Below are 15,202 nucleotides of genomic sequence, written 5' to 3'. Positions count from 1 at the left end.
GTCAGGGCAGCAGGCCCAGTCCTTCATACTCGCGCGCGAACCCCATGCTGCGCGCCGCCGTATTGAGCAGGCGTAGCATCTCGATGGCGCGCCGGCTGTCGCGCGGCATGGCCAGGACTGCGGGGTGGTGCGCCAGCAGGGCCGCCGCCGCTCCCGCCACCGCCGGACAGGCCATCGAGGTGCCGCTCATCACGCCATAGCCGCCCCCGGGCACGGTGGAGACGATGCCCACACCCGGCCCGGCCAGGTCGATTTCCTTGCCGATATTGCTGAAACCCGCCGCGAACAGGCTGGCGTCGAGCGGCGAAAACGGCGCCTGGGCATCGAGTTCTTCCGACGAGCCGGCCGGGAAGCCGCCAAGACGGCCCACGGCGGCCACGGCCAGCGCTTCGGGCCAGCGCGCGGGGTAACTGACGCCGCCGCGCCGGTCGTTGCCGCTGGCGGCCAGGCATAGCGCGCCTTTGTCGAAAGCGTCCTTGATCGCTTCGCGCACGGCCTCGTCGCGCACCTCGCCGCCGAAGCTCAGGTTGAGCAGGTCGCAGCCATCGGCCACGCCGCGGTCGATGGCGCGGATGATGTCGTAGTTGGAGGCGCCACCGCCGGCATTCGGGAAGACGCGGTAGCTCATCAGCTTGACGCCGGGCGCGACGCCGCGCCTGCCGCCGGGCGCCGCGCCGCGTCCGGCCAGGATGCCGGCGACATGGCTGCCATGCCCGCCTTCGACGGCGGCGGGGCCGGGACCGCCGGCATCGCTTTCCGCCACCACAAAGGCAGCGCCGCCGGCCAACATAAGATGCGGGTGGCTGGCGTCGATGCCGGTGTCGATCACGCCCACCGTCACGCCCTCGCCTGCGCTTGGGCTGTTCGCGCCATACAGCAGTTGCAGATGGTCGGGGATATTCAGGTCGACGGCTTGCAGCGGCAGGCGCGCGCCCTCTTCCAGCGTCGTGGCGGCGCGGTGTAGGCCCCAGTAGCCGGCCGGTCCATACACCACCAGGACCTCGATCTTCCGCTCCGCCGACAAAGCAAGCTGGATCTCTCCCGCCGCATCGCTGACGCCTTCCGCGCCCAGACGTGCGGCGAAATCGGTGAAGGCGACCAGGCGCGCGCCCATCACCGGCTGCCGCGTGGCGGCATCCACCACGCCCACGCGCAGCTGCGCGGCGACCGCCGTCTCGCCACGCAAGGCGGGGGCCAGTTCCAGCATGGGACTGCGCGCCGGTTCGTAAAACACCTGCGGCAGCACGCGTACGCCCGGTGCGCTGATCTTCAGGCGCAGCACATCGCTTTGCGTCAACGCGGCCAGCTTGGGGCCATCTTCATGCGAGGAATGCAGGATATTGGGCGTCGCCAGATGCGCCGCCTGCTCGGCGGACAGGGATGCCACCGATGCTGACAAGGGAGCATCAGCGGATGGCGCCTGCTGCAGCTCCGCCAGCGCGGGCGAGCGCAGGCCGCGTATCGGCAGCAGCACGTATTCCGCGGCTTCCCAGTCGCGCGCGCGGAAGTCGGACAGACGGTAGGGCGGCATAGCGCCGGCACTGGTTCGGGGCTGCGTTTCGGCCGCCCGCACCGCATCAGCGGCGGCGCGCAAGCGTTCGGCGGCGGCAACGATGGCCTGGCCGTCGCCGCCCAGCGCCGTCTGGAAGAAGTCCAGCAGCAGATCGACAAAGGCCAGCTTCTGCGCCAACAGCGTGAGGTGGCGGTAAGCGTGCAGGCAGTAATCGACCGCGCCGTTCACATGCGCGGCGGTGACGCGCGGACTGCCCGGTTTCAGGGCGATGTCCGGCCCGTCCAGCCATACGGAGAGATTCAGCAGGCTATGCACGCGGCGCAGGATCTGGCGCTGTTCGGGCAGGCTCGGGTTCTCCGTCACGGCGCCGCAGAAATCGCCGGCCAGCGCCTGCAAGCGGGTGATCGACGGCAGCAGCGCGGCGGCGCGCAGCACGTCGCCTTGCACGGCGCTTGCCAGCTTGCCCGCCCGTGGCCGCGGCTTGCCCATCGTACCCCTCGTGCCCATGACGCCCGCCGTCACGCCGATTGCGCGGCCTGGCGCGGCAAGATCAGGCTGAACACCGCGCCTTCGCCAACGCGGCTGCTGACCGCCAGTTTGCCACCATGCGCTTCCGCCAGCTGGCGCGAAATATACAGGCCGAGGCCAAGCCCCGCCGGGGCTTCCTTGCCGCCCACGCGCTCGAACGGCTCGAAGATGCGCACCTGTTGCTCAGGCGCGATGCCGGGGCCATGGTCCGCCACTTCGATCATTGCCTGGCTGGGTGTCGAACTCAAGGTGACGGCCACCGGCTGGCCGCCGCCATAGCGCAGCGCATTGGTCAGCAGGTTGATAATCACCTGTTCGATGCGGAACTCGTCCCAGCAGCCGCTGACGTTATGGCTGGCGTTCAGGCTGATGACGCTGCCGGCATTGGCGGCCTGGGTTTCCAGGTCGGCCACCACGCGTTCCAGCAGCGGCAGCAGTTCGGTATCGCAGGGACGGATCGACATGGTGCCGCTGCGGATGCGCGACACGTCCAGCATATCGTCGATCAGCCGTATCATGCTGCGGATCTGGCGCTCGTCGCGCTCCACCATGCGGCGCGTCTGCGCGCTGTCGAGAGCAGGCAGGGTGCCGCGTTCGAGCTGCATCTTGCGCATCTGCGATTCCAGGTACAGGGTATTCAACGGCGTGCGCAGCTCGTGCGCCACCATGGACATGAAATCGTCGCGCATATGCAGGGCGCGCCGCAACTCATCCTGCGCCGCATGCAGCTCGCGCATGGTCGCCTCCTGCTGCTCGACGCGGCGGCGGATCTCGCGCCGCTGGCAATACAGGTCGACGAAGACGTTCACCTTGCTGCGCACGGCGTCGGCGTCCAGCGGCTTGTAGAGGAAATCGACGGCGCCCGTCTCATAACCCTTGAAGGCGTAATTCAGCTCCTTGCCCGCCGCGCTGACGAAGACGATCGGGATGTGGCGGGTCTTGTCGGTGCCGCGCATCAGCTCCGCCAGCTCGAAGCCGTCCATGTCCGGCATCTGCACGTCGAGAATGGCGAGCGCGAAATCGTGTTCCAGCAGCAGGGCCAGCGCCTCTTCGCCGCTGGCGGCCTGGAACACCGCGCGCCCTTCGCCGCGGATCAAGGCATTCAGGGCGCGCAGATTCTCCGGCAGGTCATCCACAATCAGCAGCTTGGTACTTTCCATTTCCATCAAGTGTTCTCCAGCATCGACAACAGGCTGCGGATATCCGACAGCGGCAAGATCAGGTCCGGCATGCGCAGGCGTATGGCTTCTTCCGGCATGGTGCCGACCATGGCGTCGTCCGGGTTCTGCGCCACCGTCACGCCGCCCGCCTCGCCGATCGCCGCCAGGCCGGCCGCGCCGTCATGGTTGGCGCCGGTCAGCAGGATGCCGAGCAGGCCGGCGCCATAGGTATCGGCGGCCGACGCCATCATCAGGTCGATGGCGGGGCGGGCAAAGTTCACGGGCGGCTCGCAGCTCAGGGAAAAACTGCCATCCGTCTCCACCGACAGATGGTAATCCGAAGGCGCAAAGTAGAGCGTACCCGGAACGATGATTTCCTTGTCGCCCGCTTCGCGCACCGGCAAGGACAACTGGCGCTGGAAGACTTCGGCCAGCTGGCTTTGGCGGCCGCCTTGCACATGCAGCACCACAATCACCGGGCGCGAAAAATGCGGCGGCAGGCCGGGCAGGATCTGCAGCAGGGCATTCACTCCGCCGGCCGAGCCGCCGATGGCGACGGCGTCAATCTGGCGTCCCCGCAGGACTTGGGCGATGGCGGCGCGCGTGTCCATCAAAGTTTCCGGAACAGGCGTTCGCGCTTGGCCACCGCCTCGAAGCGCGGGCCGTAGCTGGAAAAATCGATGCTCTCCTTGCTGCCCAAGCCGAGGAAGCCGCGATGGCATAGCGACTCGTGGAACAGGCCCAGCGCCCTTTCCTGCAGCTTGCGCTTGAAGTAGATCATCACATTGCGGCAGCTGATGAACTGGGTTTCGGCGAACACGCTGTCGGTCGCCAGACTGTGGTCGGCGAAGGTCACGTTCTCGCACAGCCCGCGGTCGAACAGGGCCGCGTTGTAGGCGGCGGTGTAGTAGTCGGAGAAGGCGCGCCGGCCGCCCGAAGCCTGGTAGTTCTCGGTGTACTGGCGCATGCTCTCCAACGGGAACACGCCTTTCTTGGCCTTTTCCAGCGATTGCGGATTGATGTCGGTGGCGTAGATGATGCTGCGTTCCAGCAGGCCTTCTTCCTTGAGCAGGATGGCCAGGGAATACACCTCCTCGCCGGTACTGCAGCCGGCCACCCAGATCTTCAGCGAGGGATAGGTGCTCAGCACCGGCAGCACATGCTCGCGCAGGCCCGCGAAATATGCCGGATCGCGAAACATCTCGGTGACGGGAATGGTCAGGTATTGCAGCAGCGCGCTAAAAGCCTCGGCCTCGTGCATCACGCGCGACTGCAGTTCCGAGATGGTGCGGCACTCCATCTGGCCCATCGCATACAGCACGCGCCGCTTTTGCGAAGCGCCCGTGTAGTCGCGGAAATCGTAGCTGTACTTCATATAGATGGCCTGCATCAGCATGGCCAGCTCGATTTCGATATCGCTTTGGTGGTGATGGTGGCCGGACATCGCGTGCTCCATCCTCAGTCGGTGACCGGCATCCACACGCGCAGCAGCGAATACAGGCGCGACAGGTCGATGGGTTTGGCCAGGTAGTCATTGGCGCCGGCCGCCAGGCATTGTTCGTGGTCGTCCTTCATGGCCTTGGCCGTGACGGTGATGATGGGCAGGCGCGGGAAGCGCGCGTCGGCACGGATGCGGCGCGTGGCTTCCAGGCCGTCCATGCCGGGCATCATCACGTCCATCAGCACCAGGTCGATCTCGGGCACGGCGTCCAGCTTGTCCAGGGCTTCCTGGCCGTTGCGGCCGATTTCCACCACGGCCCCCTTCTGTTCCAGCGCGCTGGTGAGGGCGAAGATATTACGCACATCGTCGTCCACCAGCAGGATGCGGCGGCCTTCGAAGACGCGGTCGCGGCTGCGCACCGTTTTCAGCATGCTCTGGCGCTCGCTGGACAGTTCGGACTCCACCTTGTGCAGGAACAGGGTCACTTCGTCGAGCAGGCGTTCCGGCGAACGCGCGCCCTTGATGATGATGGAGCGCGAATATTTGTGCAGGTCGGCTTCCTCGGCGCGCGTCAGATTGCGGCCGGTGTAGACGATCACCGGCGGGAAGGAGGCGATCGGCTCGCGCGACATGCGCTGCAGCAGCTCGTTGCCCTGCATGTCCGGCAGCTTGAGGTCGATGATCATGCAGTCGAAGACGGTGCTGCGCAGCAGCTCCAGCGCCGCCTCGCCCGATTCCACGGCACGGATTTCAATATCGTCGTCGGCGATCAGCTCCACCATGCTGTCGCGCTGGCGCGCATCGTCTTCCACCAGCAGGATGCGTTTGATCTCCTGCGTGAACTTGCGTTCCAGGCAGCTGAATACCTCGGTCAGTTGCTCGCGCGTGGCCGGCTTGAGCGCATAGCCGACCGCGCCCATATGCAGGGCCGCTTCGGCATTCTCGGCGGCCGAGACCACGTGCACGGGAATGTGGCGGGTCAGCGGATTGTCCTTCAGCAGCTGCAGCACCGAGAGGCCGGAACGGTCAGGCAGGCGGATGTCGAGCAGGATGGCGTCGGGCCGGTACTGCGCGGCCAGTTGCAAGCCCTCCTCGGCGGAGAAGGCGACCAGGCAGCGGTAGCCCATCTCGTGCGCCAGGTCGAACAGGATGCGGGCGAACGCCGCTTCATCCTCGATCACCAGCACGCTGCGTTCGGGCGGCGGCGCGTTGTCGCGATCATCGCTGAAGGCGCGCGGCACGGCGGGCAAGGGGACATGGGCGCCGTTGGCGCTGGATGCCGAAGCGATGCCGGCCGGCGCCAGAGAGATGGAGCGCGGCGGCGAGGTGGCCAGCGGCGGCGCGGCAATGCCGGCCACCGGTAGTTGCGCGCCGGCGGCCAGCGCCGACGCTGCGGGCGCGAGCGGCGGCACGGCCCATTGCGCCGGCAGGGTCAGGGTAAAAGTGCTGCCGCGTCCCGGCGTGCTGCTCAACGCAATCGTGCCGCCCAGCAGGCGCGCCAGATCGCGCGAGATCGACAGGCCCAATCCCGTGCCGCCATGGCGCCGGCTGCTGCTGCCGTCGGCCTGCTGGAAAGCGCCGAAGATGTTTTCGTGCTGCTCGCGCGGAATGCCGACGCCGGAATCCTTGACCGCGAAGCTGACCTGGCCCTGCTCGCCCGGCGACAGGCGCAGAATCACCTTGCCCTGGTCGGTGAACTTGATCGCGTTCGACAGCAGGTTTTTCAGAATCTGCTCCAGGCGCTGGCCGTCGCTGAAGATGGTGGGCGGCAGGCCGGGTTCCAGGTCCACCACCAGGTCCAATCCCTTTTGCAGCGCCAGCGGTTCGAAGGCGCGCGCCAGGCGTTCGGCCAGCGGTTCCAGCTGCAGCTCTTCCGGCGCCAGTTCCAGTTTGCCCGCTTCGACCTTGGAGATATCGAGGATGTCATTGATCAGATTAAGCAAGTCATTGCCCGCGCCGTAAATCGTTTGCGCATAACGCACCTGTTCCTCGCTCAGATTACCCGCCTCGTTATCGGACAAGAGCTTGGCCAGGATCAGGGAACTGTTCAGCGGCGTGCGCAGCTCGTGCGACATATTCGCCAGGAACTGCGATTTGTACTGGCTGGCGCGCTCCAAATCGCGCGCCCGCTCTTCGAGCTGCTGCTGCACATCGCCCAGCGCGGCGTTTTTCTGGTCAAGCGCGACGGCCTGTTCGGCCAGTTGCTCATTGCTCTGTTCCAGCTCCGCCTTCTGGTTTTCCAGGCTGGCTTGCGACAGCTCCAACACGCGCGACTGCTCTTCCAGCTCTTCGTTCGCGGTGCGTAGCTCTTCCTGCTGCACCTGCAATTCCTCGTTCAGCTGCTGGGTTTCGGCCAGCACTTCCTGCAGGCGCTGACGCGCCTGGGTGGTCTCGATGGCCGTGCCGATATTGCCCGCCACCAAACGCAGGAAATCGAGTTCGCGCTCGCCCACCGCGCGCAGGAAGCCCAGTTCCACCACGCCGTTCACGCTGCCGTCGCTGTCCACCGGCAGCACCGCCACCTGCAGCGGCTGGCCGCTGCCCAGCGCGGAACTGACCTTCAGATAAGCGGGCGGCAGGTCTTGCAGATGCACCAGGCGCCGTCCCTGCGCCGCCTGGCCGACGATACCCTCGCCCGGCAGCAGTTGCTGGCCGTGTTCCATATCCTCATGGCTGAAGCCATAGGCGGCCACGCGGCGCAGGCTGCCGTCGGCTTCGCGCACATACAGGGCGGCCACCGCCACGTCGAGATAGCGCGCCAGGAATTGCAGCAGCGTGGAAGACAGCAGCGGCAAAGCCATCTGACCGATGCCCTGCTCCGCCAATTGGCCCTGGCCGGAACGCATCCAGGCTTGCTGCTCCAGCTTGGCCGACTGCTCGGTTTGCGCCTGCAGCGCCTTGCCGAAGGCGCTGGACAGGCGCATCAGGTCGCGCCGCCCGAAATAGGCCAGGGCGCCGCTGAGCATCAGGCTCAGCGTCAGGTAGGTGATGGTGGTGAAAAAAGTCACATTGCGCGACTGGCGCGTGCGTTCGCCGCGCAGCCTTTCCTCGGTGGCGACGAAACTCTGGAACTGGGCGCGCACCTCGTCGAACTCGACCTTGCCGCGGCCGCTGCGCACCAGGGACAGATAATCGCCGTTGGCGCGGCGCGTGGCGATCATATGCTCGGCCACGCCCTCCCACTGCTTTTGCTGGGCCTGGATATTGCGGATGCGGTCGACCTGCTGGCTGTTGTCCTTGACCAGGCCGGCCAGCACGTCGAGCGCGGCATCGATCTTGGGCCGCGCCAGCTTGTAGGGAGAGAGGAAGCTTTCATCGCCCGTCAGCAGGAAGCCGCGCATGCCGGTTTCCATATCCACCGTCAGCTTGCGCGCCTCCTGGGCATTGCCGATCACGCGCTCGCTATGCTCGACCCAGTTGAGGGCGCTCAGCAGATAGGCCAGCACCGCCACAAACACCCCGGCGCTGACCACGCCGGCCGCCAGCGGCAGCGTGATATTGCGGGAGAGAACACGGCGAAAACTCTGGTCGTCGAGAGAGGACTGTCCATTCATGGCGCACGAGCCTGTAGTTCAGTAAGAAATGGGCTTTATCTTATAGCAATTTCATGGAAGACCCCGCACCGATGATGCAGGCCCATGCGCGCACCGCTATAATGAATTTCGTTACGTGAATAACAAGCGAAGACCACCATGCGCAAGATCCTGACCGCCCTGCTCCCGCTGCTGCTGGCCGGCTGCATCAATGATACGGCCACCTATTACGCGGACAGCACCCAGGAGCACACGCTCAGCGTGCGCCGCCAGCAGGATTATTTCTGGAGCGACGATGCGCGCATCACGCTGATGGCGGCGCGCCTGCCCGACTGCCAGCGCCAGCTACAGCTGACCGAACTGCCGATCCTGGACACGGAAGTGGAGCTGTTCGGCAGCGGCGAGCGCCACTGGAGCCTGCGCGCCGGCAAGCAAGTCTGGCAAGTGGAAACCGAGAGCTGCGCACTGCAGGAAGGCGGCGAAGCGAGCGGCCAGAAGCTGGGCGTCTTCCGCGGCGACGCCGACAAGCTCGTCTTCGAACCCGCCCCCGCGCCCAAAGCCGCAGTCCCCGCCGACGCCCCCGCCGTCGCCGAAACCACCGAATAAGCCCCACCTAACGGCCGAGCCCGTGTCCGATTGGGGTCTGACCCCATGGTGGACACGGGCTGAGCCGTTAGGCTGAACTATTGCTTCACGCAGTCGGGTCAGGCGTGGCTCAGGGCGCGCTGTCTTGCCGGGGCGCGTTGGCTACGCTGGGCGGGCTGGGCGGCGGCGCTGGCTTCGCCGGCCGTCAGACGGAAACGGCTGACCAGCTGGGCCAGGGTGGCGGCCTGCTCCTGCATGGCGCCGGCGGCGGCCGCCGCTTCTTCCACCAGGGCGGCATTTTGCTGGGTGACGGAGTCCATCTCGGTGATGGCTTGGTTGACGTGGCCGATGCCGGTGCTTTGCTCGCTCGAGGCGTCGGTGATCGAGGCCATGATCTGGGTCACGCGCGAAACGCTTTCCACCACCTGGTCCATGGTGCTGCCGGCTTGCGCCACCAGGGTGCTGCCGCTTTCGATGGTGCCGACGGAATCGTTGATCAACTCCTTGATTTCCTTGGCGGCGGCGGCGCTGCGGTGGGCCAGGTTGCGCACTTCGGAGGCGACCACGGCGAAGCCACGGCCTTGCTCGCCGGCACGCGCCGCTTCGACGGCGGCATTCAGGGCCAGGATATTGGTCTGGAAGGCGATGCCGTCAATCACGGCGATGATGTCGACAATCCGGCGCGAGGAGGCGTTGATGGTGTCCATGGTCTGCACCACCTGCGAGACCACGGTGCCGCCCTGCTGCGCGACCTGGGCGGCCGATTGCACCAGCTGGTTGGCCTGCACGGCGTTGGCGGCGTTCTGGTTCACGGTCGAGGTCAGCTCTTCCATCGAGGCGGCGGTTTCTTCCAGCGAGCTGGCCTGGGATTCGGTGCGCGCCGACAGATCCATATTGCCGCTGGCGATTTCGGCCGAGGCGATGGCGATGGTGTCGGCGGCACGGCGGATTTCGCCTATCGTGTTGGCCAGATTGGCTTGCATGGTCTTCATGGCGTAGAGCATGCTGCTGCGGTCGCCGCTGGCCGTGTCCACCGTCACGCTGAGGTCGCCGGCGGCGATCAGCGAGGCGACTTTTTCCGCATACTCGGGTTCGCCGCCGATGGCGCGGTGCAGGCTGCGGTTGATGGCGCCCACAATGGCGGCCAGGATCAGGCACACCACCAGCAGCAGCACACCCGACTTCATCAGCTGGGAATAGAAGGCGGCGTCGATATCATCCATATACACGCCCGTCACCAGCGACCACTCCCAGGGTTTGTAGGTGGCGACGCGGCTCAGCTTGGGTGAAGGCTCGGTGGCGTTGGGACGCGCCCACCAGTAGCTGACGAAGCCGGAGCCCTCGTTCTTGGCGACATTGGTGATGTCGCGGTACAGATAGGTGCCCTTGGGGTCTTTGAAGTCCAGCAGATTCTTGCCGTCGTTTTCCGGCTTGAAGGGATTCATCAGGGCGATGCCGTCGGTGCCGACGATGGACAAATAGCCATCCTTGCCGAAGCGCATGGCCTTGATGCTGGCGCGCGCCTGGGCCTGGGCCTCTTCCTTGCTCATGGCGCCGGACTGGGCCTTCTCGCCGTACAGCTTGAGCACGCTCAAGCCCACATCGGCCACGTCGGCCAGATCGTTCTTGCGCTCTTCGATGCGCACATTGCGCATTTGCAGCGCATCGTAAATAAACACGGCCGAGATGCAGAGCAGGCTGCAAAGCAAGGGAATCCACAACTTCTGCTTGAATGACAAATTGTTCACCTGAGTCTCCTGATACCAGAAAGAATTTGTTTTGGTACTGGAGGCCAAGAATAACCGCGTTCGATTCCGAACGGAAATAAAATGGCCGCAGGGCAAACGCCATGCGGCCTGGATGCAACAATGTGTGTAAATTGCTTAAAAACAATAAGGCAAATCGTGGTTTAAGCGGCTATATTGTTTATTGCTTTTCGCTGTCCAGGTCAACGGTCAGGTAGGCGTTGTAGCGCTCGCCCGCCGCCGCGCCGGCCGGCAGCACTTCCTCCAGGCGGGCCAGATCGGCCGCCCCCAGCACCACCTGGTCCGCGCCCAGCGCTTCCTGCAGGCGCTGGCGGCGGCGCGCGCCGACCAGGGCCACGATGTCCTGTCCTTGCGCCAGCACCCAGGCGATCGCCAGCTGCGCCACCGAGATGCCGAGGCTGTCGGCCACCTGGCGCACGCGCTCGACCAGGGCCAGGTTATGCGCCAGGTTCTCGCCCTGGAAACGCGGGCTGTACTGGCCGCGGAAATCGGCCTCGCCCGCGCGCTGTGCGCTCCAGTGGCCCGAGATCAGGCCGCGCGACAGCACGCCATAGGCCGTGATGCCGATGCCCAGCTCGCGCGCCGTCTGCAGCACGCCGTTTTCGATGCCGCGCGAAATCATCGAATATTCGATCTGCAAGTCGCTGATGGGGTGCACGGCATGGGCGCGGCGCAGCGTATCGGCACCCACTTCGGACAAGCCGATATGCTGCACATAGCCTTGCTTGACGAGGTCGGCGATGGCGCCCACGGTGTCTTCGATCGGCACGTTCGGATCAAGGCGGGCGGGACGGTAAATATCGATGTGCTCCAGGCCCAGGCGCTGCAGCGAATAGGCGGCGAAATTCTTCACCGCGGCGGGACGGGCGTCGTAGCCGCTCCAGCCGCCGGCCGGATCGCGCAGGGCGCCGAATTTGACGCTGACCAGGGCTTGCTCGCGTTTTTGGCCGCGCAAGGCTTCGCCCAATAAGATTTCGTTATGGCCCATGCCATAAAAATCGCCGGTATCGAGCAGGGTCACGCCGGCTTCCAGCGCGGCGTGGATGGTGGCCAGGCTTTCGGCGCGGTCGGCCGGGCCGTACAGGTCGGACATGCCCATCAGGCCCAGGCCGAGTTGGGCGGTGCGCGGGCCGGTGCGGCCGAGTTGGCGGGTTTGCATGTGCGAATCTCCAGAAGCGTTGAGGTGCAGCCATTGTGCTATTCTGGATTCGCGTAATAAATACACGAATTCCTACATCTTTATTCGGCCAAACATAACAATGGACCAATTCCGCAGCATGCAGATTTTCCAGGCCGTGGCCGACAGCAAGAGCTTCACCCAGGCCGCCGAGCAGCTCGGCCTGCCGCGTCCCACCGTGACCAATGCGGTGCAGGCCATCGAGCAACAGCTCGGCGTGCGCCTGCTGCAGCGGACCACGCGCAAGGTCAGCCTGACGGTGGAAGGGGTGGTGTATCTGGAGCGCTGCCGCGCCCTGCTCAATGAACTGGAGGATATGAACGCCCTCTTCCTCGGCAGCGGCAAGCGGCCGGCCGGCGTGGTGCGCGTCGACCTGCCCGAGCGCATTGCGCACCTGATCGTGATTCCGGCCCTGCCCGCGTTTTTTGCCGCCTATCCCGAGATCCAGGTGCGGCTGGGCGCCAGCGACCGCTTTGCCGATCTGGTGGGCGAAGGCATCGACTGCGCGCTGCGCGTGGGCACCCTGCGCGACTCCAGCCTGATCGCGCGCCGCGTCGGCGCCATGGAGCAGGTCAACTGCGCCGCGCCCAGCTATCTGGCGCAATACGGACGGCCGCAGACGCTGGCCGATCTGAAGCAGCACTACGCGGTGAATTTCTTCTCCAGCCAAAGCGGGCGGGACCTGGATTGGGAATACCTCGACGCCGACGGCCAGAGCCACACCGTGACCATGCGCAGCCGCGTCTCGGTCGGCAGCGCCGAAGCCTATGTCGCCAGCTGCCGCGCCGGCCTCGGCCTGATGCAGGCGCCGCGGCTCGGCATGGAAGCGCTGCTCGCCAGCGGCGAGCTGGAAGAAGTCCTGCCCGCCTGGCGCGCCGCGCCGCTGCCCGTCTCCATCGTCTACGCCCACAGCCGCCACCTCTCGGCCCGCGTGCGCGTCTTCGTCGACTGGCTGGCCGCCACCCTGCAGCTGCGCTAGCGCCAAGCCCGCCGGATGGCAGTCCCGTCCACCTTGGGGTCAGACGGGGACGCCAAGTCCCCAATCGGACACGGACTGAACTGTAGATTGCCTGTTGGCTTATCCGATGCACAACGGACCGGCGTCCATCCAACTTGATGGGCGTAGTCGCAGAACAAGGGGCTTGCTTTACCCCAAAGCAATCTTGTTTAGACGGACTAAGCTGAAGCGTCAATTTCTGAAAGGGGAGGACGTCGTGGCATACAGATACGAACAAGCAGCCAAGCTGGAGGGCAAGGAATGGGTCGGCTCACATGAATGTGTCGCTTTGGTCCAGCACTACGCAGGCCTTCCCACAACCATGCATTGGAAAATGGGAAGCGGGGTCAGAGGCAATATGACACTACCAGCCGGCACCGCCATCGCTACCTTCAAGGAGAGGCGATACCAGAACCGGCGCACCGGCAACCATGCCGCCTTCTATTTAGGACAGGAACAGTTCGGGATTTGGGTCATTGAGCAATTCCGCAGAGTACCCAAGGGATTGATCCGAAAACGCTTCATCGCTTTTCGCGGCGGCAAGGGCAGCCCTTCCGACGATGGCGATGCTTATGCGGTGATCGAATGAAGACAGCATCGCTGGCAATTTTCTCTCTTGCGGCTACGGCACTTGCGGCACAGAGCGCCGAACTCGCATGCCCTGCTGGCTTAGTCGTGCGACAGACAGCCGAGGCTCCCGGCGGATGGGTCGGTTTTGATGCTGCCGCCGAACGGGAGCATCCTCTCCAGACCGCTGAAATTAGCGAAGGGGCGCCACAACGCCGGATTCTGCTGATGCCTACGCGCGAGATCAAAAAAGGCAAGAACAAAGCCTTGGTTTATGAGCTTGGAAACATTCGTCAGCCATGGCTCATTTGCTTGTATACCGACACGTCCCTCACGCTAAGCCGCAGCTTGCCCGCCAATATTCAGCGCTGCACATTCATCCTCGACCACGCGACCAACTATGCCAGCGTGCAGCAGATTGACTGTGAATAGTTCATCAAGCCGAGCCTGCCGGATAGCCGTCCAGTCTGTGTCCGATTGGGGTCTCGGCGTCCCCGTCTGCCCCCAAGGTGGACACGGGCTGGGCAGTGGTCAGTGGGTCAGAGGGCGGGGTGCAGGGCTTGCTGGAGGGCGGGGGCGTGGGGGGTGCCGCTGAGCTTGGCGGCCAGACGACGGACTTGGGCCAGGTTGCGCTGGCGGAAGGCGTCGGCGGTGGCGCTCAGGTCGGCCAGCAGGCCAGCGGCGGCATCCTCGATGCGGGGACTGTCGCCGGGGCTGTTGTCGAGCAGGGAGATCAGGTAGGTGACGCCCCATTGCAGGCGGGTGGCGCTGCCGGCGGCGGCGCGCCAGGCTTGCTCATACCAGGACAGCATGCCGGCCGCGTCACCACGGCGCTTGGCGCTGGAAGCCAGGCTCAGCATGAAGTAGTAGGGCGAGTGCGAATGCGCCAGCTCGGCTTGCAGCAGGGCGTCGGCTTCAGCCGGCAGACCGGCGTCGTTCAGGGCGCTGACGGCGGTGTTGACCAGGGTGTGGCGCTCGTAGGCGTCGTCTACGGCGGCCAGCGCCTCGGCGACGCGGGCGCGCACTAGCTCGGGCAGGCCGGCGGCGGCGTGGCCGAAGCGGGCCATACGCATTTGCAGCCGCACGGCGGTCAGGCGGTCGGGCACGGACAACCACATATCGTCGGCCCAGGCTTGGGCCGCTTGCGCCAGGGCACCAGCCAGCCCGGGCTGGGCGGCGCCAGCCAGCTTCAGCAGTTGGGCACCGCTGTTGCCGAAGATGTCCATATTGGCGCGGGCCAGCCGGGCGTCGCGGCAGACGCCGAGCAGCAATTCGGCGACGCTTGCCGCCGTCGCCAGCGCGGCGGCGCCAGCGTGCGCGGTGGTAGCGGTGCCGGCAGCGGCGGGAGCCGCTTCGGCCGCCGGGAACAGCAGGGACAGCAGCCGCAGGCGGATGGCGGCGTCGGGCGCGACCGGCGCGGCGGCCTGGGCCAGCGCGGTCAGCGTGGCGCCCGGCGCGCGGCCGGCCAGCAGCACGCCTTCATCGGTATCCCAGGAATAGTGGCTGAGCAGCGTCCATTCGGCGGCGTCCAGAATGCGGCTGCCGTCCAGCGCCGCTTGCAGCGATTGCGCGGCGCTATGCGTGGCGGCCAGCGCCGCATCGAGGGCGGCGATGAACAGCTCGCCGTCCAGTTCGCAGGGCAGACGCGTGATTTCGCTGCCATCGGGCGCGAACAGCACCAGGGTCGGATAGCTGCGCAGCTTGAGCTGGGCGGCCAGCGCTTGCGCGCCGGGCGCGTCGCCGTCGAGCCAGAACGGCACCAGGCCACGCAGGCGGACGGCGAACTCGTCGCGGCTGAAGATTTCCGACTTGACCCGGTTGCAGGGCGGACACCAGCCCGCGCCCCAGTACAGGAACAGGGGACGGCCGGCCGTTCTGGCCAGCGCCTGCGCGGCGCTGAAGTCGCCGCTCTGCCACTCGATCGCGCCCGCCATC

The 15,202-nt window shown here is 65.9% G+C and carries 12 protein-coding genes; 4 read left to right on the top strand and 8 right to left on the bottom strand.

The annotated features are described in order from the left end of the window. Window position 1 precedes the first annotated feature (1 nt). Genes FHS03_RS02845 through FHS03_RS02825 form a run of 5 tightly spaced genes read right to left on the bottom strand, consistent with a single transcriptional unit; the run spans window position 2 to window position 8,196 of the window. A complete protein-coding gene (locus FHS03_RS02845) occupies window positions 2-2,020 on the bottom strand; it encodes a S8 family serine peptidase (protein WP_183439478.1) in 2,019 nt (672 codons plus the stop codon). An 11-nt stretch (window positions 2,021-2,031) separates the two neighbouring features. Further along, window positions 2,032-3,207, bottom strand: a complete 1,176-nt coding sequence (locus FHS03_RS02840; protein WP_183439477.1) for a hybrid sensor histidine kinase/response regulator — start codon at window positions 3,205-3,207, stop codon at window positions 2,032-2,034. Next, window positions 3,207-3,812 (bottom strand): chemotaxis protein CheB, encoded by a 606-nt coding sequence (locus FHS03_RS02835; protein WP_183439476.1) that lies wholly within the window; start codon window positions 3,810-3,812, stop codon window positions 3,207-3,209. The genes FHS03_RS02840 and FHS03_RS02835 overlap by 1 nt, the downstream gene beginning before the upstream one ends. Continuing rightward, window positions 3,812-4,645: a CheR family methyltransferase gene (locus tag FHS03_RS02830; RefSeq protein ID WP_183439475.1), complete on the bottom strand. Its 834-nt coding sequence runs from the start codon at window positions 4,643-4,645 to the stop codon at window positions 3,812-3,814. The genes FHS03_RS02835 and FHS03_RS02830 overlap by 1 nt, the downstream gene beginning before the upstream one ends. Window positions 4,646-4,659: 14 nt before the next feature. Continuing rightward, on the bottom strand, window positions 4,660-8,196 hold the full coding sequence (locus tag FHS03_RS02825) for a response regulator (RefSeq protein WP_183439474.1): 3,537 nt from the start codon (window positions 8,194-8,196) through the stop codon (window positions 4,660-4,662). 138 nt (window positions 8,197-8,334) lie between these two features. Between FHS03_RS02825 and FHS03_RS02820 the strand changes: the two genes are divergently transcribed. Further along, the gene (locus FHS03_RS02820) at window positions 8,335-8,781 is read left to right on the top strand and encodes a hypothetical protein (protein WP_183439473.1); all 447 of its coding nucleotides are present in this window, start codon (window positions 8,335-8,337) and stop codon (window positions 8,779-8,781) included. A 98-nt stretch (window positions 8,782-8,879) separates the two neighbouring features. Here FHS03_RS02820 and FHS03_RS02815 read toward each other — a convergent pair whose 3' ends face one another. Next, the gene (locus FHS03_RS02815) at window positions 8,880-10,508 is read right to left on the bottom strand and encodes a methyl-accepting chemotaxis protein (protein ID WP_183439472.1); all 1,629 of its coding nucleotides are present in this window, start codon (window positions 10,506-10,508) and stop codon (window positions 8,880-8,882) included. A 178-nt stretch (window positions 10,509-10,686) separates the two neighbouring features. Then, a complete protein-coding gene (locus FHS03_RS02810; RefSeq protein WP_183439471.1) occupies window positions 10,687-11,685 on the bottom strand; it encodes an aldo/keto reductase in 999 nt (332 codons plus the stop codon). A 100-nt stretch (window positions 11,686-11,785) separates the two neighbouring features. On the opposite strand from FHS03_RS02810, the gene FHS03_RS02805 reads away from it, so the two are divergent. From FHS03_RS02805 to FHS03_RS02795, 3 genes are all read left to right on the top strand, one after another. Next, complete coding sequence (locus FHS03_RS02805) at window positions 11,786-12,682, top strand: LysR family transcriptional regulator (protein ID WP_183439470.1); 897 nt, start codon at window positions 11,786-11,788, stop codon at window positions 12,680-12,682. 235 nt (window positions 12,683-12,917) lie between these two features. Further along, window positions 12,918-13,289 (top strand): BPSL0067 family protein, encoded by a 372-nt coding sequence (locus FHS03_RS28000; protein WP_371871573.1) that lies wholly within the window; start codon window positions 12,918-12,920, stop codon window positions 13,287-13,289. Then, complete coding sequence (locus FHS03_RS02795; RefSeq protein WP_183439469.1) at window positions 13,286-13,699, top strand: STY0301 family protein; 414 nt, start codon at window positions 13,286-13,288, stop codon at window positions 13,697-13,699. Before FHS03_RS28000 ends, FHS03_RS02795 begins: the two co-directional genes overlap by 4 nt. 107 nt (window positions 13,700-13,806) lie before the next feature. Here FHS03_RS02795 and FHS03_RS02790 read toward each other — a convergent pair whose 3' ends face one another. Further along, window positions 13,807-15,201 (bottom strand): thioredoxin family protein, encoded by a 1,395-nt coding sequence (locus FHS03_RS02790; protein WP_183439468.1) that lies wholly within the window; start codon window positions 15,199-15,201, stop codon window positions 13,807-13,809. Between the last annotated feature and the right edge of the window lies 1 nt (window position 15,202).

Origin of the sequence: Pseudoduganella violacea, assembly GCF_014191875.1 — a bacterium.
Lineage (GTDB): Bacteria > Pseudomonadota > Gammaproteobacteria > Burkholderiales > Burkholderiaceae_D > Rugamonas > Rugamonas violacea_A.
Note: the sequence above shows the minus strand (reverse complement) of the source record. Positions and strands in the feature narration are given on the sequence as shown.

Excerpts from the sequence above, each read along its gene's own strand:
- FHS03_RS02835 (WP_183439476.1), bottom strand. The coding sequence starts at position 3,812 with ATGGACACGCGCGCCGCCATCGCCCAAGTCCTGCGGGGACGCCAGATT.
- FHS03_RS02790 (WP_183439468.1), bottom strand. The coding sequence starts at position 15,201 with ATGGCGGGCGCGATCGAGTGGCAGAGCGGCGACTTCAGCGCCGCGCAG.
- FHS03_RS02810 (WP_183439471.1), bottom strand. The coding sequence starts at position 11,685 with ATGCAAACCCGCCAACTCGGCCGCACCGGCCCGCGCACCGCCCAACTC.
- FHS03_RS02825 (WP_183439474.1), bottom strand. The coding sequence starts at position 8,196 with ATGAATGGACAGTCCTCTCTCGACGACCAGAGTTTTCGCCGTGTTCTC.
- FHS03_RS02805 (WP_183439470.1), top strand. The coding sequence starts at position 11,786 with ATGGACCAATTCCGCAGCATGCAGATTTTCCAGGCCGTGGCCGACAGC.
- FHS03_RS02830 (WP_183439475.1), bottom strand. The coding sequence starts at position 4,645 with ATGTCCGGCCACCATCACCACCAAAGCGATATCGAAATCGAGCTGGCC.
- FHS03_RS02845 (WP_183439478.1), bottom strand. The coding sequence starts at position 2,020 with ATGGGCACGAGGGGTACGATGGGCAAGCCGCGGCCACGGGCGGGCAAG.
- FHS03_RS02820 (WP_183439473.1), top strand. The coding sequence starts at position 8,335 with ATGCGCAAGATCCTGACCGCCCTGCTCCCGCTGCTGCTGGCCGGCTGC.
- FHS03_RS02795 (WP_183439469.1), top strand. The coding sequence starts at position 13,286 with ATGAAGACAGCATCGCTGGCAATTTTCTCTCTTGCGGCTACGGCACTT.
- FHS03_RS02840 (WP_183439477.1), bottom strand. The coding sequence starts at position 3,207 with ATGGAAATGGAAAGTACCAAGCTGCTGATTGTGGATGACCTGCCGGAG.